Here is a 20,278-nt window from a genome sequence, read left to right as displayed (position 1 = left end):
GGGCTCCGTGCACGGAGCTTTGGATTGCTTCGTCGCTCCGCTCCTCGCAATGACGAATTCAAGTGCTCGGCATCGAATTAATCGCTGCCTGAATTCGGAAGCTGGCGAACGATGTCGTCGACGATCGCTTCGACCGGTGCGTCGATCGAGGCGATGATCGGCCGTTCGTCGGGGGCCGGGCGCTCCAGCGTTGCGAACTGGCTGTCGAGCAGGCCGGCGGGCATGAAGTGGTTCTTGCGCGCCGCCATCCGGGCGCCGATCAGCTCGCGGCTGCCGTCGAGATAGACGATGCGGACATCGTCGCGGCCGTGCACCAGCACGTCACGATAGGCGCGCTTCAGCGCCGAGCAGCCGAACACGAGGCGGCCGCCGTCGGCCGTGACGCGGTCGATTTCGGTGGCGATTGCCTGCAGCCACGGCCAGCGATCATCGTCGGTGAGCGGCTGGCCGGCGCTCATCTTGGCGACATTGGATTTCGGGTGATAGGCGTCGGCGTCCTCGTAGCGCCAGCCGAGCCGCTGGGCGAGGGCCTCGCCGACCGTGCTCTTGCCGGAGCCGGACACCCCCATCACGATCAGCGCTTGCGGTATCGGTTCAGGCGCCACGGGCGTTCTCCGGCAGCGCGTCCTGGGTCACCAGCCACACCGTTTCGCCCTGCGAGCGGGCATGCGCCGACGGCAAATCTTCGCCGGCGAACACGCGGGTGAGAATGTCCCGCTTGGCGGCGCCGTGCGCCAGGAACAGCATTTCGGCGCAGGAGGCGAGCGCCGGGAAGGTGAGGGTGACTCGCGGCACCAGCGGCTCCACTGGGGCGGTGTCGACGCCGGCTGCCCAGTGGTCCTGGATCAGAAGCTGCGGCCGGCCGGGAAACAGCGACGCCGTATGACCGTCCGGCCCGACGCCGCCGAGCACCAGATCGAACAACGGCCGCTCGGGCGCGAGCTGGTCGCCGCCGTAGAATGCCTTCAGCTCGGCCTCGTAGCGGCGCGCCGCATCATCCGGCGTTGCCGCGTCGGTCGGGATCGAATGGATGTTCTGCGGCGGTGCGCGGCCATCGAGAAATGCGCGCTTGGCGGCGCCGATATTGCTGAGTGGATCGTTCTCCGGCACGAAGCGCTCGTCGCTGATGAACCAGTGCACCCGCTGCCACGGAATCCGACTCTCGAATTCGCCGGCCAGCCGCTCGAACATCCGCTGCGGGCCGGAGCCGCCGGTGAGGCAGATCGCCGGACGATCGTGATGCAGCTCGATCCGTGCGATCAGCCGCTGCGCCGCCAGCCGCGCCTGCGCATCGGCGTCAGCCGCGACCACGAGGTGATGATCGACGCTGCTCATCGGCTAGCCCGGCTTGCGCCAGTCCCGGCCGTCGCGGGACAGCAGTTCGTCGGCGTCTTCCGGGCCGTCGCTGCCGGCGCGGTAGATCTGCAGGCCGTGAGCGCCGGCCTTCTTCCAGGCTTCGAGAAACGGCTCCACCGCGCGCCATCCCGCCTCGACGCCGTCGGCGCGCTGGAACAGGATGTTGTCGCCGATCATGCAGTCGTGCAGCAGCGTCTCGTAGCCGTTGCTCGGCGCCACCTTGAAGTAGTCCTTGTAGCGGAACGTCATCTCGACGCCTTCGATGGCGATCGACGGTCCGGGCACCTTGGTGTTGAACTGCAGCGAGATGCCTTCGACCGGCTCGATCCCCATCACCAGATAGTTTTGCGACAATTCCTGCACCGGGGTGCAGCGGAACATCGAGAACGGAGCCTCCTTGAACTTGATCGCAACCTCGGTCCGCTTGCCCGACAGCGCCTTGCCGGTGCGCAGGTAGAACGGCACGCCGGCCCAGCGCCAATTGTCGATCGACAGTTTCAGCGCCGCGAAGGTCTCGGTGGTGCTGTCCGGTTCGACGTCCTCGACGCTGCGATAGTCCGGAATCTCGGTGTCGCCGATCCTGCCGGAGGTATATTGGCCGCGCACCGAATTGCGCAGCGCTTCGTCTTCGCTCTGAAGCTGGATCGCCGCGAGCACGTCGGCTTTGGCCGAGCGCACCCCGTGGGCGTTGAAATGCGCCGGCGGCTCCATCGCCACGAGCGACAGCAATTGGAACAGATGGTTCGGCACCATGTCGCGCAGCGCGCCGGTCTTGTCGTAGAAGCTGCCGCGATGGCCGACGCCGAGTTTTTCCTCGACTGTGATCTGGATGTGATCGATATGCTCGCGATTCCAGATCGGCTCGAACATGCCGTTGGAAAAGCGCAGCACCAGAATGTTCTGCACCGTCTCTTTGCCGAGATAGTGATCGATGCGGTACAGCTCGTGCTCGGAGATGATGCTGAGCAGATGATCGTTCAGCGCCTTGGCCGAGGCGAGGTCGGTGCCGAACGGTTTCTCCACCACCAGCCGGCGCCACGCGCCGCTGACCTCTTCGAGCAGCTTTGCGCGTCCGAGCTCGGTGGCGATCGGTGCGAACGCGTCCGGCGGGGTGGCGAGATAGAACAGCCGGTTGCCGCCGGTGTTGCGGTTGGCCTCGAGCTTTTCCAGCCGTTCGCGCAGCCGATCGAACGAATCCGGCTCGCTCGGGTCGGCGTTGACGGCGGTGACGCAGTACAGCAACTGATCAGCGACCTTGTCGTCGACCGGGCGGGTGGCGTATTTGCGCAGGCCTTGCATCAGGCTGTCGCGCAGCGTGTCGCTCGCCATCTCCTTGCGGGTGACGCCGACGACGCAGAATTTCTCGGGTAGCAGTCCGGCTTCGGCGAGGTTGTACAGCGCCGGGATCACCAGGCGGTGGGTCAGATCGCCGGTGACGCCGAAGATGACGAATGCGCAGCCGTCGGGGATCTGGTTGGGGTTGGCTTGCGTGGTCACGCGCGCTCCGATGTCGGTTTCAGTTTCTGCTGCGGGGCGGCCTGCTGCTCAGGCTCCGGATGCTGCTGCGGCTCCTTGTGGCCACCGAAGCCGGCGCGCATCGCCGAGAGAATCTTCTCCGCAAAGGTGTGATCGCGCCGCGAGCGGAAGCGCGCATACAGCGCCGCAGTGAGCACTTCGGCCGGCACCGCTTCTTCGATCGCCGCATTGATGGTCCAGCGGCCTTCGCCGGAATCCTCGACGAAGCCGGAATAGTTGTCGAGCTGATCGTTCTTGGCCAGCGCGGTGGCAGTGAGATCGAGCAGCCAGGAGGGGATCACGCTGCCGCGGCGCCAGACTTCGGCGATGTCGGCGATGTCGAGGTCGAAGCGGTGCGCCTCGGGGAGGGTTTCGCTGCTCGCGTTCTTGAGAATGTCGAAGCCCTCGGCATAGGCCTGCATCAGGCCGTACTCGATGCCGTTGTGGACCATCTTGACGAAGTGCCCGGCGCCGACCGGGCCGGCGTGGAGATAGCCCCGCTCGACGCGGGAGTCGCGATCCTCGCGGCCCGGCGTGCGCGGAATGTCGCCGATGCCGGGCGCCAGCGTGGCGAAGATCGGATCGAGCCTGTCAACGACGGCCTTGTCGCCGCCGATCATCATGCAGTAGCCGCGCTCGAAGCCCCAGATGCCGCCGGAGGTGCCGACGTCGACGTAGTGGATGCTTTGCTCTTTGAGAGTCTTGGCGCGGCGGATATCGTCTTGCCAGAAAGTGTTGCCGCCATCGATCACCACGTCGTCGGCGGAGAGCAGCTTGCCGAGCTGTTCGATGGTTGTCTCAGTGATGTGGCCGGCGGGCAGCATCACCCAGATCGCGCGGGGCGCGTCGAGCTTGCGCACCAGATCGTCGAGCCCGGTGGTGCCGGTCGCGCCTTCGCGCGTCAGCGCTTCGATCGCTTTCGGGTCGCGGTCGTAGACCACGGCATGATGGCCATCCTTCATCAATCGCCGGACGATGTTGCCGCCCATCCGGCCAAGGCCGATCATGCCGATCTGCATGCGCAAGTCTCCACTGTTTGTCCGTGCCCCGCTTGACGTGCGAAGCCACGTTTGTGCGCGGTTACTCCGTCATTGCTAGCCGAAGGCGAAGCAATCCATGGCTCAGTACATAGGATTCTGGATTGCTTCGTCGCTTCGCTCCTCGCAATGACGATCCTGTTCGGCAGAGAGGATTCCCCAGGACTGCTACCCCAGTGCCTGTTTAATCGCGTCGCCGAGCATCTTCAGGCCGGCGGCGAGATCGCCCTTGAGATGAATCCGCAAGGCGCGGCGGCCGCGTTCGGTGAGGACGTCGAAATCGCCGCGCGCCTGCGCCGCTTTGATGATGCCGAAACTGGCGCTCTGGCCGGGCACCGGCAGATCGGACGCGTCGTCGGCGGTGATCTGCAGGAACACGCCGCTGTCCGGCCCGCCTTTGTAGGCCTGACCGGTCGAGTGCAGGAAGCGTGGGCCGAATTCGGCGCAGGTCGCGACCCGGATCCGATCGCGGATCTGCATCCGCATGGCCTGCAGCGCGTCGATATGGGCGGCGTTGCGCTCGATGTAAGCGAGCAGGGCGACGTAGTCGCCGGCGTTCACGCGCGACAGATGCGCCTTGAGCCAAGAGCCGAGCGTGCTGTCGGCGCCTGCCTTGCGTAGCGCTGCGGCGTTGGCGGCGTCGGTGTAGAGATCGACCTCGGCAGTCGACACCGCAGGCGTTTCCTCCGGCAGCGCACCCGACTTCTCGAACGCCGCGGTCAGTTCGCGGGTTTTGATCTTGGCGCTTTCGACGTCGGGCTGATCGAACGGGTTGATGCCGAGCACTGCGCCGGCGACGGCGGTCGCGAGTTCGAAGCGGAAGAACTCCTGGCCGATCGTCCCCGGCGATTGCAGCACGATCCGCACCACTGGATGACCGGCGGCTTGCAGCGCCGCAAGTTTCGACTCGTGCGCCGCATCGGCTTCGGGCTCGGTGCGCAGATCGATGAACAGGCGGTCGTTGCCGTAAGCGGACGGATCGGCCAGCGGCTCACCGTCGATCGGGATCAGGCCCTTGCCTTCCTTGCCGGTCGACTCCGCGATCAGTTGTTCGGCCCAGGCGCCGAAATCGGCGATCGCTTTCGACGACGTGATCGTCACCTTGTCGCGGCCCGCGAGGCCGGCGCAGCCCATCGCCAGCCCGAGCTGGACCGCGGGGTTCTGCTGCGGCGGCACGTTGGGGCCGCAGGAGCGGACCATGCTCAGCGTCGCTTTCAACAGCGCATCAAGATCGAGTCCGGCCGCCGCGGCCGGCACCATGCCGAACGGCGACAGCACCGAATAGCGCCCGCCGATGGTCGGATCGCCGTGGAAGATCTTGGCGAATTTCTGCTCGGTCGCGACCTTCTCCATCGACGAGCCGGGGTCGGTGACGGCGACGAAGTGCCGGCCGGCGTGATCGGCGCCGACCGCTTCGCCGACGCGCGCGTAGAAATACGCCTTCATCACATTCGGCTCGGTGGTGCCGCCGGACTTCGACGATACGATGAACAGCGTCGAGGCCAGCTTGACGCTGGCTTCGAGGGACCGCACCTGCGCCGGATCGGTGGAGTCGAGGACGTGCAGCTTGGGGAAGCCGTCCTGCTTCTGGAAGGTCTCGGCGATCACTTCGGGACCGAGGCTGGAGCCGCCCATGCCCAGCACCACCACATCCGTGAAGCCCTGGCTCTTCACCCACTTGGCGAAGTCCTGGTAGTCGGCGAGCTTGGCCTTTGCGGCCGAGGCCGCACTCAGCCAGCCCAGCCATTTGTCTTCATCGCGGCCGGTCCACAGCGTCTTGTCGCGTCCCCAAAGCTTGCGGATCTTGCCGGCGCTCCGCCACGCCTCGCTGTGCTCCTTGACCTTGTCGGCGAGATCGCCGGGCAGCGCCAGCGTCTGCTTGTCGACCGCACCGGCGAGGACCGTTTCGCGCTTGAAGGCGACGGCCCCGAGCAGCTTGTCGAAGGCGTCGGCGAACAATTGCACGCCTTCGGTCACCAGTTTGTCGGTGATTGCATCGAGCGAAATGCCGGAGCTGTCGAGGCCCTTCAGCACGGCTTGCGCCTCGTCGATGTCCTTCTCCAGACTGTCGCGCGGCTTGCCATGATCGCGGAAGGCGTCGAGCGTCGCTGGCGGCACGGTGTTGACGGTGTCGGGGCCGATCAGCTCCTCGATGTACAGCACGTCGCTGTAGGCCTTGTTCTTGGTGCCGGTCGAAGCCCACAGCAGGCGCTGCGGCTTGGCCCCGCAGGCTTCCAGCTTGGCCCAGCGGTCGCCGCTGAACAGCCGCTTGTAGTCCTGATAAGCGAGCTTGGCGTTGGCGATCGCGACCTTGCCCTTCAGCTCTTCCAGCCGCGCCTTCTCGTCCGGATCGCCGGCGTTGGCGATCTTGTCGTCGAGAGCTGCGTCGACCGCGGTGTCGATGCGGCTGATGAAGAAGCTGGCGACGCTGGCGACATGCGCCGGATCGCCGCCGGAGGCGATCAGCGCCTCGAGGCCGGACAGGTAGGCCTCTGCGACCTGATTATAGACTTTCTGCGAGAACAGCAGCGTGACGTTGACGCTGATCCCCTTGGAGATGAGCTGCTTGATCGCCGGCAGTCCCTCGCGGGTCGCAGGCACCTTGATCATCAGGTTTTCGCGGCTGACTTCGCTCCACAGCCGCTCGGCTTCCGCCAGCGTGCCCTTGGTGTCGAGCGCCAGATAGGGAGACACTTCGAGACTGACGAAGCCGTCGCGGCGCTTCAGCTTGTCGTAAACCGGGCGCAGCACGTCGGCGGCGTGCTGAATGTCTTCGACCGCAACCGTTTCGTACAGCTCTCCGACTGAACGGTCGCCATGTTTGAGCGCTTCGCCGATCGCGCCGTCATATTCGTTGCTGGCGCCGATCGCTTTTTCGAAGATCGAAGGGTTGGACGTGACCCCCTTCACCCCGTCGGTCTCGATCAGTTTCTTCAGATCTCCGTTGGCGATAAAGCCGCGGGCCAGGAAGTCGAGCCAGATTGCCTGGCCGTTTTTTTCGAGCGCTTTGACGGGATTCATGGTGCCTTGTCTGCTTGTTCGGTGCGATGACGGCCTCGAACGCATTTCCGTCCGCGGATCGAGGCTTGTCAACTCGTCCTGACCGACGCCTTGCACGCCGGCCAATTACCGCCCAATGCGAAGATGACGTTTGAACCGGCAAACGGTTCCCTCGTTGAAGACTATCGCAGGGTTGTGATGCCGGCATGTCACGGAGCAGCGGCGTCTCATCCAAAAGTGTCGCGCTGCTTCGCGGCCGAGCGCGGTCCCAGCCGGCGATTGCCGTTCGATCCTCATCCTGGAGGGGTATCAGAGGGCGCTTTCGCGAACGTTGAAGCTGCTGTCGCAGCCGGGCGTCCCAACGCCGCATTCAATCATTCGTGACAGTGTTGAAGGTTTTCGCTGCGAGACTGTCGCGAAGGTTCGCTGGCGGCGGTTGCTGTGTCAGGTTGTCGTAAGACGGATGATGCTCAGCCGCTCAGATCAGCTTTTTCTAAATCAGGCTTGTCGAGATCCGCCTTGGCCAGATCCCACAGCAGCGCGTAAGTCCCCGCGGCGATCAGCTCGGCGCCGGCAGCGGCGATCGCAGCTTCGAACCGGCCGGCGAGGGCCGTTTTCACAGCATCGGCGCCGCTGCCGTCGATCAGCACGAACCAGTCGGACGCGCCCGGGCTAGTGATTCCGGGCGGATCGGTCAGCGGCTTCGACAGCTTAGGATCGCTCTCCAGCAAGTGCATCGAGACGATGCCATCGAGCGGCAGCGGATCAAGCCGGTCGGACAGGCCAGCGCGCAGTGCGTCTTCTCGCCCGGCGGCAGGACGGATTCGGACCAGGCCGAGCACCGCGCCGCGGCCCTGGCCACGGCTCAGCGTGATCCGCGCCACGCCTCGGATCATGTTCTTGAACTTGGCGATGTTGCGCTTCGACCATTCGGTCTGCTGAGCGAGCGCGGTGCGATAGGCGTCGCTGCTCAGCACCTCGAAACGCTCGGTCGAATAAAGTCCGAGATACTTCGGACTTGCGTCGAGCGCGACATAGCGGCGGGCTTCGACGAAGCGTTCGATCGCGACGCGTTCGGCGATGTGCTCGCGGTCGTACCAGCGATTGAAGTCGGCCTCGTCCTCCGGCGCGATGTCCATCGAGGTCAGCAGCATGCCTTGTCCGGCGATCGGCATCGGGTGTCCTTCAAGTCGCCATTCGGGCCGCGACGTCGTTGATCCCGGCGATCACCGCGTCGCGGATGCCGGGGTCGTAGAGCAGGTGGCCGGCAGCGTCGATGGTGCGCAGCTCGGCATCCGGCCACAATGTCGCGAGCCGGTGCGCAGTCGCGGGCGGGCATAGCAGATCGTAGCGGCCCTGCACGATCACGCCGGGAATGCCGGCGAGCTTACGGGCTTCGCCGAGCAACTGATCGGGGCGCATGAAGCAGTCGTGGGCGAAGTAATGCGCCTCGATATAGGGCGTCACGGGGAGCGCGCCCTGACTGGTCGGATGTGTACGATCGAGCCTGCTGCGCCTGGGCGCCACCATCGACAGCACCCCTTCGGTTTCGACCCAGGCGCGCGCCGCAGGGGCGTGGACTGCGGGGTCGGGGTCGAGAATCCGCCGCCAATAGGCGTCGAGCGGCGCCGCGCGTTCAGACTCCGGCAGCACGCCGAGAAAATCCTCATGCAGCGCCGGATAGAACTGCGGCAGATTGATCAGGAAGGCCGTCTCGAGCTCGGCACGGGTGCCGAGAAAGGTGGCGCGGAGCACCAGGCCGCTGACGCGCTCCGGATGCGCCTCGGCATAGGCCAACGCCAGCGTCGATCCCCACGAACCGCCGACCACCAGCCAGCGTTCGAAACCGTACAGGGCGCGGATCGCCTCCATGTCGGCAATCAAATGCGGCAGCGTGTTGGCATCGCGGCCGCCTTTGGGGCGGCTGCGGCCGGCGCCGCGCTGATCGAACAGCACCGCATGGAAGCGTTGCGGATCGAACAGCCGGCGATGATCCGCCTGGCAGCCGCTGCCCGGACCGCCGTGCAGATACACCGCGGGGATGCCGTCGGCACGGCCGTTGCTTTCAACATAGAGCTCGTGGCCGTCGCCGACCGCGAACATTTGCGAGGACAGAGGGGAGCCCGCGGCGGTGCGCTGAGCGGGCGCAGCATCAGTTTCCGGATCGAACGGCATCTCGAACTGTTAGCGCGAAACCGCGAACTTTGCGAGCGCCGCCCAGCGCGCCGCGAAAACGGCAGGGTTGCGGATCATATTGATGATGGCCACCTTGACCGGATGTTCAATCGGGAGATGGAATGCCGAGATATTTCTTCAACACTCGGATCGGTGAGGAACTGATCCCGGATTCTGAGGGCGAGGAACTGCGCGACGCCGACCACGCCTGGGAAGTGGCACGCGCCACGATCCGTGAAATCGTCAAGACCGAGAGCGCGCAGGTCGATCTGCTGCGCGCCAGTCTCGAAGTGACCGATGAGGAGGGCGACGTCTTGCTCGAATTTCCCTTCAGCGAGGCGATGCTCGATCTGCCGGCGTCGCCTCGAAGCCGGCATTGAGCGGCTGCTGAATTGGCGGTGGCGCGCCCGACCCCGTCACGCTATCACTTCTGTCTCGCAACGGAGTGATCATGCAGGACATCTGGCGCCTTTCCGCGACTGAACTGGCCGATCTCGTCCGCAGCCGCCGCGTCTCGGCGCGCGAAGCGGCCGAGGCCGCGCTGCACCGGCTTTCCGTCGTCAATCCCGCGATCAACGCGGTGGTCGATCACAACACCGACGATGCGCTGGCGCAGGCCGATGCGGTCGACGCCGCGCTCGCCAAAGGCGAAACGCCCGGCGTGCTCGCGGGGGTGCCTGTGACCGTGAAGGTCAACGTCGATCAGCAGGGCTTCGCCACCACCAACGGCGTCACGCTGCAGCGCGACTGGATCGCCAAGACCAACAGCCCGGTGGTCGACAATCTGCGCAAGGCCGGCGCGGTGATCATCGGCCGTACCAACACGCCGTCGTTCTCGTATCGCTGGTTCACCGCGAACAAGCTGCACGGCGAGACGCTGAACCCGCGCGATTCCTCGATCACGCCGGGCGGCTCGTCGGGAGGCGCGGCCGCGGCCGTCGCTGCCGGCATCGGCGCGATCGCGCACGGCACCGATATTGCCGGCTCGGTGCGCTACCCGGCCTATGCCTGCGGCGTGCACGGTTTGCGGCCGACGATCGGCCGCGTCGCCGCCTACAACGCGTCGTCGCCGGAGCGACCGATCTGCCCGCAGATCAGCGCCGTCTCTGGCCCGCTGGCGCGGACCATCGCCGACGTGCGGCTCGGGCTGCAGGCGCTGGCGCAGCCGGACGCGCGCGATCCGTGGTGGGTGCCGGCGCCGCTCGACGGCCCGCCGCGTGACAAGCGCGCCGTGCTGTGTATCGCGCCAGACGGCCTCGCGGTGGTGCCGGAAGTGCGCGACGCGCTGAAGGACGCCGCAAAGCGTCTCGAAGCCGCCGGCTGGATCGTCGAGGAGATCGAAAACACCCCGCCGCTGCGCGAGGCCGCCGAGCTGCAGGCGCAGTTCTGGCTCGGCGACGGGTATCAGGCGATGCTGGAGGCCGCCGAACGCGAGGGCGACGAAGGCGCGCTGGCATGTCTGCACGGCAATCGCGACAAGGCGATCGGCGACCTCGCCAGCTACTCGAAGCTGCTCACCCGTCGCGCCACGTTGACGCGCGACTGGCAGACCTTCTTCGAGACCTATGCGGTGCTGCTGATGCCGGTGTGCGGCGAGCTGCCGTTCCCGCAGCGTCTCGATTTGAAGGATGAAGCCTCGTTCAAGCGGGTGTGGGCGGCGCAGATGCCGCAGGTCGGGCTGCCGTTCATGGGCCTGCCGGGGCTGACCGTCTCGACCGGTCTGGTCGGCCGGGTGCCGGTCGGTGTGCAGGTGGTGTCGGGGCGCTATCGCGAGGATCTGTGCCTGCTTGCCGGCGAAGCGATCGAGGCCGGCGGCGTACCGCCGTCGCCGATCGATCCGGTGGCTTGAGACGGAGGCGAGGGGACGATGGCGTCGATCTATGATTTCACCGCCAAATCGCTGGCGGGCAAAGACGTCGCACTGAAGCAGTTCGAAGGTCAGGTGCTGCTGATCGTCAACACCGCGAGCGCCTGTGGGTTCACGCCGCAATACAAGGGCCTCGAAGCGCTGCAGCAGACATATGGCCCGCGCGGCTTTTCCGTGTTGGGCTTTCCGTGCAACCAGTTCGGCGCGCAGGAATCCGGTGACGAGGCGCAGATCGCGCAATTCTGTTCGGTCAATTACGGCGTGACCTTCCCGATGTTCGCCAAGATCGATGTCAATGGCGCGGGCGCCCATCCGCTTTACAAGTTTCTGAAGGACGAAAAGGGCGGCCTGCTCGGCTCGGCGATCAAATGGAATTTCACCAAGTTCCTGGTCGATCGGTCCGGGCGCGTGGTATCGCGGCATGCGCCGACCACGACGCCGGAGGCGCTTTCGAAAGAGATCGAGACCTTGCTATGACCGACACTCAGAACATTGAACTGCCCGATCGTTTGTCGATCGAGCCTTCCAGCCCTTACTACGACGCGGCCCTGCTCGAGCTCGACGTCGGTGTCCGCTTCAAGGGGCAGGACAAGACCAACGTGATCGAATACTGCGTCAGCGAGGGCTGGATCCGTGTTGCCGCGGGCACCGCCAAGGATCGCTTCGGCAATCAGCTCGCGATCAAGGTTCATGGTCCGGTCGAGCCGTATATCCGCCCGCGAAGCTGAGCTTTGCCTGCCGGCGGCGCTCGGCCGACCTGCTCTCACTATCTCGCAGCAATGCCGTCGCTGGTGCGCTCTTGCGCACCGGCGCGCAGTCGCGCGTCTGGTTTGTGGTTGGGGCGTTAACGGTGAGTAGGCGTCGTGCCGGCCTGCGAGAACACCGCTGCGCAGATGTTGCGCCGTCGATCGTCATGGGTGGCGAGATCTAGCACTCGCTCACCGCGAACTCCTGATTCTCGCTGATTCGTCGGTGGTTTGTTCCGCCGGCGTTCCAAACCTTAAGATCGTGCAAGGCGAGTGTCGCATCCAGGGACAGTGCGCGTGGCGGTGCCTGCTCTGTCTTCAAACCAATGCTGCAGAACATCGCGTCGCCGCTTGCTCACCATTGCTGTCCGCGCCCGTTAACGACTTCGATGATGATCTGAGCGTTCGCGCGAACGCACGCGCACAGGTGTTGTGCCGAGCTTGCGTGAGGTCGCCGACATCTAGCGCTCCGACCGATGCGAATGGTGATTCGCAGTGATTCGAACTCGCTTCGTTCCATCCGCGTTCTGAACGTTAAGATCGTACAGGCTCGCTGTCGCATTCAGGGACAGCGCATCCGCGGTTCGGGCTAGAGTAGGGAGGTGGTCGAAATCCCGCCGGGCGTCGCGCTGATCACGATCTCGGTGCTGGTGTTAACGCCTTCAGCGGGATTTGCGGCCGGATGCCACCAGCGCCGGGTAGATGTTGTGCCGCCGACGGGACGTCGCGCGCGAGATCTGGTGCGGAGCCGGTGCGACGAACTGATTCGCGCTGATTCGGGCCCGCTTCGTTCCGGCCGCGTTCCAAAGGTTAAGAGCGGTGCGGCCTCGTGTTACGCGCTGAGACAGCTTTGGCGGTTTTCGGCAGCTTGGCGGCCCGCGCTTGCGCTTCCGCGGCGAGGCGGCGGCGGAAGGCGCGGTCGCGCTTGAGGTGCCACTCGCGGCTCATCGCGTCGCGGCGGCAGGTGAAGCGCTCCGAATGGATCAGCACCCAGGCGCGGCCGCGGGTCGAGCGCGCACCGGTGCCAGCATTGTGCTGGGCGAGCCGGCGGTCGAGATCGAGCGTCCAGCCGACATAGGTGAGATAGCGGCCCGCGTGTGCGCAGCCGAGCACGTAGACGAAGCACTCTTCTTCGGCGGGAGCGTCCTGCATGGCGCGAGCCTCGCACGGCTACGTTGAGTCCGGCAATCCGCCGCGGGGCAAGGCCGTTGACGGCCGCCGCGCCAACGGCTTCGCTCGGCGTCCGATTCAACCGAAGGAGATGATGATGGCCGGCAAACCGATGATCGCGCTGGCGCTGCTGGCGCCGCTGCTGTGGAGCCCGGCTGCGAGCGCGCAGGACGTGCCCGGTATCGAGATCTGCACCGTGGAAAAGACCATGGAGCGGCGCACCAGTTGCCTGCAGAGCAACGTCGACTTCCTGCACAAGAGCATCGACAAGGCGCGGCTCGACCAGCAGCAGAAGCTCGATGCCGCCAGATCGCAGATCGCAGCGCTGAGCGCGGCGGTGGCGGCGCTGCAAAAGCAGCTCGCCGAGCTGCAGGCGGCACAGAAGCCGGCCAAGACCGAGGCTGCACCGGCCAAGGATGCGGCGCAGCCCAAGGATACGACGCCGCCGAAAGCGGACGCCAAGAAGTAGTTCGGCGCGCTTGCCGCTTTGCGGAATTCGCACGCTTGCTTGGCAAGCCGCGACGACATGACTTACAAATCGATCCGAGACAAAACCACGCGGATGCCGCTGGCGCCCGCGCAACAACAAACATCTCGGGAGAAAACCATGTCCAACGTCCGCGTTCTCGCCACCGATCTGGCGTTTCCCGAAGGGCCGGTTGTGATGCCGGACGGCTCGGTGGTGCTGGTCGAGATCCGCGCCCAGCAATTGACGCGGGTGTGGCCGGACGGCCGCAAGGAGGTGGTGGCGAAGATTCCGGGCGGGCCCAACGGCGCCGCGCTCGGCCCCGACGGCAAGATGTACATCTGCAATAATGGCGGTTTCGGCTGGTTTCCCTCGCGCGGCACGATGATGCCAGGCGCGCCAGCGCCGCACGAATATATCGGCGGTTCGATTCAGCGCGTCGATCTGCAGAGCGGAGCGGTCGAGACGCTGTTCGACAAATGCGGCGAGCACCCGCTGAAGGGGCCGAACGATCTCGTCTTCGACAAGCACGGCGGACTGTGGTTCACCGATTTCGGCAAGCGCCGCGCCCGCGACATGGACGTCGGCGCTGCCTACTACATCAAACCCGGCATGACGGAGATCACCGAGCAGGTGTTCGGCACGCTGCCGCTCAACGGCATCGGTCTGTCGCCGGACGAGGCGACGATGTATGCGGCGGAAACGCCGACCGGCCGGCTGTGGGCGTTCGATCTGTCGGCGCCGGGCGAGGTCAAGCCGCGCGATGTGATCTATCGCGGCGAAAAGGGCAAGCCGATCGCCGGGCTCGGCGGCTACCAGATGTTCGACTCGCTCGCCGTCGAAGCCAGCGGCAATGTCTGCGTCGCGACACTGGTGTCGGGCTGCATTTCGGTGATCGCGCCGGACGGCACGCTGGTCGAACAGGTGCCCACCGGCGACCGTGTCACCACCAATATCGCGTTCGGCGGCCCCGACCTGAAAACGGCTTACATCACGCTGTCCGGCAAGGGCGAGCTGATCGCGATGGATTGGGCTCGACCCGGCCTGCCGCTGAATTTTCTCAATAAGTAGTGCTGATCGGAGTCTTCAACTCGTCCGACGTCGCGCGACGGGGAGTCTGGTCCCTCCATCGGCGCATATGGGCATGATCGCCGATGGTCGGGACAAGCTCGGCCGCGGCGTATTATGGTCGGGCTCCCGATACCCATGAGGAAGTAGCGCAGATGCCCTGGCTCGAACCCGTCACCCTGAGCGGACCGCACGCCACGCTGGAGCCGCTCGCGCCGTCGCATCGCGACGGGCTGATCGAGGCGGTGAAGGACGGCGAGCTGTGGAAGCTGTGGTACACGTTCGTGCCCGAGCCCGCCAAGATCGAAGCCGAGATCGCGCGCAGGCTGGCGCTGCAGACGCAGGGCGCGATGCTGCCGTGGACGGTCAAGGACGCCGCCGGCAAGATCGCCGGGATGACCACCTACATGAATGTCGATGCCGGCAACCGCCGGGTCGAGATCGGCTCCACCTGGTACGCGTCCCGCGTGCAGCGAACCGGACTCAACACCCAATGCAAGTTGCTCCTGCTGCAACATGCCTTTGAAACGCTGGATTGCATCGCGGTCGAGTTCCGTACACATTTTTTCAACCATCAGTCGCGGCGCGGCATCGAGCGGCTCGGCGCCAAACAGGACGGCATTCTGCGCAATCACCAGATCGCGCCCAACGGGACGCTGCGCGATACCGTGGTGTACTCGATCATTGCGGCCGAATGGCCGACCGTGAAGGCGCATCTGAACTATCAATTGTTCGACAAGCCCGGCCGCTGAGCCGCCGGACCACGGGTTCCGCTTGATTTCGATCAAGATTCTGCCTGCTAATCGGCTGCTGATCGAAAGAATGACGGCTGCGTCGCGCTTCGTTTGATCTGTGTCATTTTGTACCGCCGCCTCTGCCGCCATTCTTGCAGACATGCCGTTCTATCGATTTCACGTCCGCGATCCGATCAACCGCGTCGATGGCCCGGGCCATGACGGCGCGGCGCTCGCCGACGATATCGATGCAACGCTGTTCGCCGCCGGGGTGATCCAGCGGTTGATCCAGGAACAGCCGTCGGTGCCGCGGAACTGGTCGATCGAGATTATGCAGGACCAGCGCCGGGTCGGTTTGCTGCCATTCGACAAAGGCTGTCAGGTGATCCTGCGGCCGGAATGGGTGTGCGACCAGCCGATCGGCGTGCTCGAAGGCTGGCGTTGAGTCTCGAGCTGGCGGCTCTCGTCATTGCGAGCCGAAGGCGAAGCAATCCAGGGGCTCCTTGCACGGGGCTCCTGGATTGCTTCGTCGGCTTCGCCTCCTCGCAATGACGCGAGAGATGCGCTGCTACGCAGTCCTCGGCAACTGATCCGGCCGGTACAAGGTGTCGATCGTGACCGTGCCGCGGGCGCGGGAGACGCAGGCGCACATCTTGCCGCTGTCGTGCTTTTGGTGGTCGCTGAAGAACACGTCGCGGTGGTCGATCTCGCCTTCCACCGCGGTGACGTCGACCGCGCAGACGCCGCACTCGCCGCGCTCGCAATCGGAAATCACGTCGAAGCCGGCAGCGTTCAGAGCATCCAGCATCGAGCGATCGCGCGGCACCACGATCTCGCTGCCGGTGGCGGCGATGCGGACGCGGAATTCGCTGGTCGGCAGCCGGCCGCTGGAGCCGAAGGTCTCGAAACGCAGATCGCTCGCCGGGCGTCCGGCCTCATGCCAAGCGTGCCGCGCCGCCTCCAGCATCCGCAGCGGGCCACACAGCACCGCCACAGCGCCTTCCGGAAGCGCACGGAAGGTGGCGTCGAGGTCGAGCCGGGCGCCTTCGTCGCCGGCATGGAGCCGCAGCCGGTCGCCAAGCAGGCTGCTCAGTTCGTCGTGGAGCGCGGCATGGCTGCGCGATTTCACCGCGTAGTGCATCGTCAGCTCAGTGCCTCGGCGGGCGAGCGCCGCGGCGATCCCGAGCATCGGGGTCACGCCGATGCCGCCGGCGATCAGCGCGTAGTGCTGACGGCTCCAATCAATCTCGAACAGCGAGGTCGGATGGGTGATGTCGATCCGCTGCCCCGGCTTCAGCGCCCACATCGCCTGCGATCCGCCGCGGCTGTCACCGGCGAGCTGCACCGCGATCCGCAGCCGTCCTTGTTCCGGCGCACCGACCAGCGAGTAGCTGCGCTTGTCGGGCTTGCCATCGATCAGCACCGCGACGTTGATATGGCTGCCGGGTGGGCAGGTGGTGACCGCCGTATCCGGTTCGAGCACGATCTCGCGGATCGACGGCGTCAGCTCGCGGGTCGAAACGACGGTGCTGCTGGTCCACTGTTCGGCGAAGCGCATCGCGGCCTCCTGTCGATGAGGTGGATTGGAGCGATTACTTGTCGGCGGCCTGAGTCACCAGCGTCAGCGCCGGCAACAGGTCGAGATGGGTGCGGCTCCTCAGCGCCAGCCGCAGGTTACGCACCGCAAGCCGGGCGTGTTCGCGCATCACCGCTTCGGCCCGCGCGCCTTCGCGGTTCTCGATCGCGTCGATCACGGCGCGGTGGTGATCCTGTGCGATCAGCAGGATCTGATGCGCCTCCGGCAGTCCCGATTGCGCCATCACGAAGGCGCTCGGCGAGGCGAAGGGAAGGGCGGCGACGCGGTCGATCTGGCGGATCACCGGCGCCGAGCCGCACAGCTCGTTGAGCAGCGCGTGAAACCGCGCGTTCAGCGCCACATAGGCCGAGAAAGCGTCGACCGAAATCGGGTCCTGCCGCACCAGTTCGTCGATATCGCCGAGGCACTGTTTCAGCGGCTCGAGCTGCCGGACACTGGCGCCGCGCTCGGCGGCGAGCCGGGCGGCGAGGCCTTCCATGGTGCCGCGTAGCTCGATCGAGTCGAGGATGTCGCGCTCGGAAAAGGCTTTGACCATGAAACCGCCGGACGGAATCGCCTGCAGCAGTCCTTCGTCCTCCAGCCGCACCAGCGCCATCCGCACCGGGGTGCGCGAAACCCCGGTGATGTCGACCGCCTGCAGCTCTGAGATCCGTTCGCCGGCGCGGAGCTGGCCGGATAGCACCATGTCGCGCAGCGCGAGCTGCGCGCGCACGGTCTGCGACATCGAGCGGTCGGCGGCCTTGTCGTTCATCGCTTACTCCGCCGCCTGCAGCTTCGGCGCGTTCTCCTGCGCGACCATGCGGTCGATCAGCTTGCGCGACCACATCGCGCCGGCGTCGATGTTGAGATTGTAGAACACCCGGTCGGGGTTCTCGAGCATCGCGCGCTGCTGGGCTTCGAGGATGATCTCGTCCTCGCGGAAGATGCCGGAGACGCCTTCGCGGATCTCGGTGGTGAGGCGCTGGTCGCCGAGCCGGTAGTTGCGCACGAACGCCCAGAAGTAGTGACAGGTGGTGTCGGTCTCCGGCGTCATGGTGTTGAGCACGAAGCCGTTGACGCCCTGCGAGCGATCACCGTCCGGCGCGCCGGTGCCGGCCGGGGCCACGCCGACGTCGATCGTCACCGTGCCCGGCGCTTCGAAGCGGATGATCTGCCAGCGATCGACGAGGCCGGGCTTGCGGAGCTGTGCGGCCCAGAACGGCGGCGGCTCGATGCCGTGCATCCAGCGCGTCACCGTGACGGTGCGGTCGCCATGGGTGACGTCGAACGGCGCCTCGGCCACCGCCTCGTTGCCGATCGAGGAGCCGTGCACATAGGTCTCGTGGGTGAGGTCCATCAGATTGTCGACGACGAGGCGCCAGTCGCATTTGGCATGGATGGTCTTGCCGTCGCCGGCCCAGGCCGGATCGTCGTTCCAGTGCATGTCGGGGACGAGCGAAGGATCGGCCAGCACCGGATCGCCCATCCACAGCCAGACGAAGCGATGTCGCTCCACCACCGGATAGGAGCGCACGCAGGCCGACGGATTGATCGTCTCCTGCGACGGCATGTAGGTGCAGCGGCCCTGCGGATTGAACTTCAGCCCATGATATCCGCAGACCACGGTGTCGCCTTCGAGCCGCCCCTTGGACAGCGGCACCAGACGATGCCAGCAGGCGTCCTCCAGCGCTGCGACGCTGCCGTCCGCCTTTCGATACATCACGACATGCTTGCCGCAGATCGTGCGCGGAAACAGCGCGTGCTTGATGTCGGCGTCCCACGCCGCTGCATACCAAGCGTTGAGCGGAAAGGCGGGCATCCTGGCCTCCCTGTGCATTATTGATTGGGTTCAGAATGTATACAGAAAAGGTAGGATAACAAGGCTTATCTCCGGAAAACGACCGGAAAGTTGATTTTATGTATACATTTCCGGGCTGAAGACGGCGGGGGCCATGCCTCTAGGGTGATGCCTGCGCAAACGACTGAGCCCAAAACGAAAATGGCCGGGACAAGCCCGGCCATGACGCAAATTCTGATGGATCGATCGTGAAGCTGCCTGCGGGGAAGCAATGTATCGCGCAGAACGTCTCGGGATTCCGGGTTCGCGCTCCGCGCGCCCCGGAATGACGGAACGAGTAGCACGCTAACTTTTGTCATTCCGGGATGCGCCGCGCAGCGGCGTAGGCCCGGAATCCATACTCCCTGGACTCTCGATAGCCGGGGCGTCGCGGCCTCGTGCCCAACAGCCGGGGCGGTGGTTATGGATTCCGGGGTCGCGCTATGCGCGCCCCGGAATGACGAACGAGAGAGGCTTTACACTTCCCGCCGGCTCAAAAACGCCAGCCGTTCGAACAGGTGGACGTCCTGCTCGTTCTTCAGCAGCGCGCCGTGCAGCGGTGGGATCAGCTTGCGCGGGTCGCGCTCGCGGAGCTGCTCCGGGCTCATCTCCTCGTTGAGCAGCAGCTTCAGCCAGTCGAGCAGTTCGGAGGTCGATGGCTTCTTCTTCAGGCCCGGCACGTCGCGCACTTCGAAGAAGATCTTCAGGGCTTCCTCGACCAGGCGCTGCTTGATGCCGGGGAAATGGACGTCGACGATCGCCTGCATGGTGTCGGCGTCGGGGAACTTGATGTAGTGGAAGAAGCAGCGGCGCAGGAAGGCGTCGGGCAGTTCCTTTTCGTTGTTCGAGGTGATCACCACGATCGGCCGCTTGTCAGCGCGAATCGTCTCGCCGGTCTCGTAGACGTGGAATTCCATACGGTCGAGTTCGAGCAAGAGGTCGTTCGGAAATTCGATGTCGGCTTTGTCGATTTCGTCGATCAGCAGCACCGGGCGCCCCTCGTGGGTGAACGCCTCCCACAGCTTGCCGCGCTTGATGTAGTTCTTGATGTCGGAGACGCGCGGATCGCCGAGCTGGCTGTCGCGCAAGCGGCTGACCGCGTCGTATTCGTACAGGCCCTGTTGCGCCTTCGTGGTCGACTTGATGTGCCAGGTCAGCAGCGGCGCATTGAGCGCCTTGGCCACTTCCTCCGCCAGCACCGTCTTGCCGGTGCCGGGCTCGCCCTTCACCAGGAGCGGCCGTTCGAGCACGATCGCCGCATTGACGGCGATCTTGAGGTCGTCGGTCGCTACATAATCCTTGGTGCCGGTGAACTTCATGCGTTTCAGCCTCGTCTGATCCGGCGCGCGCGCCGTTGTTGTTGTTTGTTGATTGGTGGTGGTTGGAAGGAGAGGGTGCGGCCGCAGGCCGCGACCGCTGATCGAGTTGCGTCGGTATCAGGCTCTGCGGATCATCGCCAGCAGCACCAGCACGATCACCGCGCCGATCGCGGAATTGATGATCGCGCGGAAAATCCCGACGCCGAGATTGACGCCGAGGAACGGCAGCAGCCAGCCCGCCACCACGGCGCCGACGATGCCGATCACCACGTTGCCGATCAGTCCGAATCCGCCGCCGCGAACAATCAGCCCGGCGAGCCAGCCGGCGATCGCGCCGACCAGAAGCCAGACCAGAATTGAATCGATCCCCATTGCGCTCCTCGTCCTTGTTCGTCGTCGCCGGGCTTATGCC

General features: G+C 65.4%; 21 protein-coding genes. 8 read left to right on the top strand and 13 right to left on the bottom strand.

The genetic code is table 11. The features are described from left to right. Positions 1-77: 77 nt before the first annotated feature. From M9H71_RS01665 to pip, 7 genes are all read right to left on the bottom strand, one after another. Complete coding sequence (locus tag M9H71_RS01665) at positions 78-569, bottom strand: gluconokinase (RefSeq protein WP_455403452.1); 492 nt, start codon at positions 567-569, stop codon at positions 78-80. 25 nt (positions 570-594) lie between these two features. Then, positions 595-1,335 carry a 6-phosphogluconolactonase gene (gene pgl / locus M9H71_RS01660; protein ID WP_455403373.1) on the bottom strand — a complete coding sequence of 247 codons (741 nt, stop codon included), beginning with the start codon at positions 1,333-1,335 and terminating at the stop codon, positions 595-597. A 3-nt stretch (positions 1,336-1,338) separates the two neighbouring features. Beyond that, the gene (gene zwf / locus M9H71_RS01655; protein ID WP_455403372.1) at positions 1,339-2,853 is read right to left on the bottom strand and encodes a glucose-6-phosphate dehydrogenase; all 1,515 of its coding nucleotides are present in this window, start codon (positions 2,851-2,853) and stop codon (positions 1,339-1,341) included. Then, the gene (gene gnd / locus M9H71_RS01650; RefSeq protein WP_455403371.1) at positions 2,850-3,890 is read right to left on the bottom strand and encodes a phosphogluconate dehydrogenase (NAD(+)-dependent, decarboxylating); all 1,041 of its coding nucleotides are present in this window, start codon (positions 3,888-3,890) and stop codon (positions 2,850-2,852) included. The genes zwf and gnd overlap by 4 nt, the downstream gene beginning before the upstream one ends. Positions 3,891-4,076: 186 nt before the next feature. Beyond that, a complete protein-coding gene (locus M9H71_RS01645) occupies positions 4,077-6,929 on the bottom strand; it encodes a bifunctional transaldolase/phosoglucose isomerase (RefSeq protein ID WP_455403370.1) in 2,853 nt (950 codons plus the stop codon). 449 nt (positions 6,930-7,378) lie between these two features. Next, positions 7,379-8,083, bottom strand: coding sequence for a hypothetical protein (locus M9H71_RS01640; protein ID WP_455403369.1), 705 nt, complete (start codon positions 8,081-8,083; stop codon positions 7,379-7,381). 10 nt (positions 8,084-8,093) lie between these two features. After that, positions 8,094-9,083, bottom strand: a complete 990-nt coding sequence (gene pip, locus M9H71_RS01635) for a prolyl aminopeptidase (protein ID WP_455403368.1) — start codon at positions 9,081-9,083, stop codon at positions 8,094-8,096. A 122-nt stretch (positions 9,084-9,205) separates the two neighbouring features. Here pip and M9H71_RS01630 point away from each other — a divergent pair, with 122 nt between their 5' ends. The 4 genes from M9H71_RS01630 (at position 9,206) to M9H71_RS01615 (ending at position 11,678) form a co-directional block, all read left to right on the top strand. Then, positions 9,206-9,463, top strand: coding sequence for a DUF6894 family protein (locus M9H71_RS01630; protein ID WP_455403367.1), 258 nt, complete (start codon positions 9,206-9,208; stop codon positions 9,461-9,463). A 71-nt stretch (positions 9,464-9,534) separates the two neighbouring features. Continuing rightward, positions 9,535-10,932: an amidase family protein gene (locus tag M9H71_RS01625; RefSeq protein WP_455403366.1), complete on the top strand. Its 1,398-nt coding sequence runs from the start codon at positions 9,535-9,537 to the stop codon at positions 10,930-10,932. Between the two features lie 18 nt (positions 10,933-10,950). Next, the gene (locus M9H71_RS01620; protein WP_455403365.1) at positions 10,951-11,427 is read left to right on the top strand and encodes a glutathione peroxidase; all 477 of its coding nucleotides are present in this window, start codon (positions 10,951-10,953) and stop codon (positions 11,425-11,427) included. After that, on the top strand, positions 11,424-11,678 hold the full coding sequence (locus M9H71_RS01615) for a DUF3297 family protein (RefSeq protein ID WP_164608045.1): 255 nt from the start codon (positions 11,424-11,426) through the stop codon (positions 11,676-11,678). Before M9H71_RS01620 ends, M9H71_RS01615 begins: the two co-directional genes overlap by 4 nt. An 828-nt stretch (positions 11,679-12,506) precedes the next feature. Here the strand turns inward: M9H71_RS01615 and M9H71_RS01610 are convergent. Further along, complete coding sequence (locus tag M9H71_RS01610; protein ID WP_455403364.1) at positions 12,507-12,848, bottom strand: GIY-YIG nuclease family protein; 342 nt, start codon at positions 12,846-12,848, stop codon at positions 12,507-12,509. Between the two features lie 115 nt (positions 12,849-12,963). On the opposite strand from M9H71_RS01610, the gene M9H71_RS01605 reads away from it, so the two are divergent. The 4 genes from M9H71_RS01605 (at position 12,964) to M9H71_RS01590 (ending at position 15,579) form a co-directional block, all read left to right on the top strand. Then, positions 12,964-13,335, top strand: coding sequence for a hypothetical protein (locus tag M9H71_RS01605; RefSeq protein WP_455403451.1), 372 nt, complete (start codon positions 12,964-12,966; stop codon positions 13,333-13,335). Between the two features lie 138 nt (positions 13,336-13,473). Continuing rightward, the gene (locus M9H71_RS01600; protein ID WP_455403363.1) at positions 13,474-14,403 is read left to right on the top strand and encodes an SMP-30/gluconolactonase/LRE family protein; all 930 of its coding nucleotides are present in this window, start codon (positions 13,474-13,476) and stop codon (positions 14,401-14,403) included. Between the two features lie 152 nt (positions 14,404-14,555). Continuing rightward, positions 14,556-15,152 (top strand): GNAT family N-acetyltransferase, encoded by a 597-nt coding sequence (locus M9H71_RS01595; RefSeq protein WP_230757616.1) that lies wholly within the window; start codon positions 14,556-14,558, stop codon positions 15,150-15,152. A gap of 142 nt (positions 15,153-15,294) precedes the next feature. Further along, a complete protein-coding gene (locus M9H71_RS01590) occupies positions 15,295-15,579 on the top strand; it encodes a hypothetical protein (RefSeq protein WP_455403362.1) in 285 nt (94 codons plus the stop codon). A gap of 123 nt (positions 15,580-15,702) precedes the next feature. On the opposite strand, the gene M9H71_RS01585 is transcribed toward M9H71_RS01590, so the two are convergent. The 5 genes from M9H71_RS01585 to M9H71_RS01565 all read right to left on the bottom strand — a co-directional run bounded on the left by M9H71_RS01585 (position 15,703) and on the right by M9H71_RS01565 (position 20,238). Continuing rightward, entirely contained in the window at positions 15,703-16,692 is a 990-nt protein-coding gene (locus tag M9H71_RS01585) for a PDR/VanB family oxidoreductase (protein WP_455403361.1), read from the bottom strand. A 34-nt stretch (positions 16,693-16,726) separates the two neighbouring features. After that, complete coding sequence (locus M9H71_RS01580) at positions 16,727-17,482, bottom strand: GntR family transcriptional regulator (RefSeq protein WP_455403360.1); 756 nt, start codon at positions 17,480-17,482, stop codon at positions 16,727-16,729. 3 nt (positions 17,483-17,485) lie between these two features. Beyond that, on the bottom strand, positions 17,486-18,529 hold the full coding sequence (locus M9H71_RS01575) for an aromatic ring-hydroxylating dioxygenase subunit alpha (RefSeq protein ID WP_271100546.1): 1,044 nt from the start codon (positions 18,527-18,529) through the stop codon (positions 17,486-17,488). Between the two features lie 494 nt (positions 18,530-19,023). Continuing rightward, positions 19,024-19,866, bottom strand: a complete 843-nt coding sequence (locus tag M9H71_RS01570; RefSeq protein ID WP_455403359.1) for an AAA family ATPase — start codon at positions 19,864-19,866, stop codon at positions 19,024-19,026. A 117-nt stretch (positions 19,867-19,983) separates the two neighbouring features. Beyond that, a complete protein-coding gene (locus tag M9H71_RS01565) occupies positions 19,984-20,238 on the bottom strand; it encodes a GlsB/YeaQ/YmgE family stress response membrane protein (protein ID WP_164605826.1) in 255 nt (84 codons plus the stop codon). Positions 20,239-20,278: the final 40 nt, after the last annotated feature.

The organism is Rhodopseudomonas parapalustris, assembly GCF_053772255.1.
This window is presented reverse-complemented; position numbering and strand designations above follow the sequence as displayed.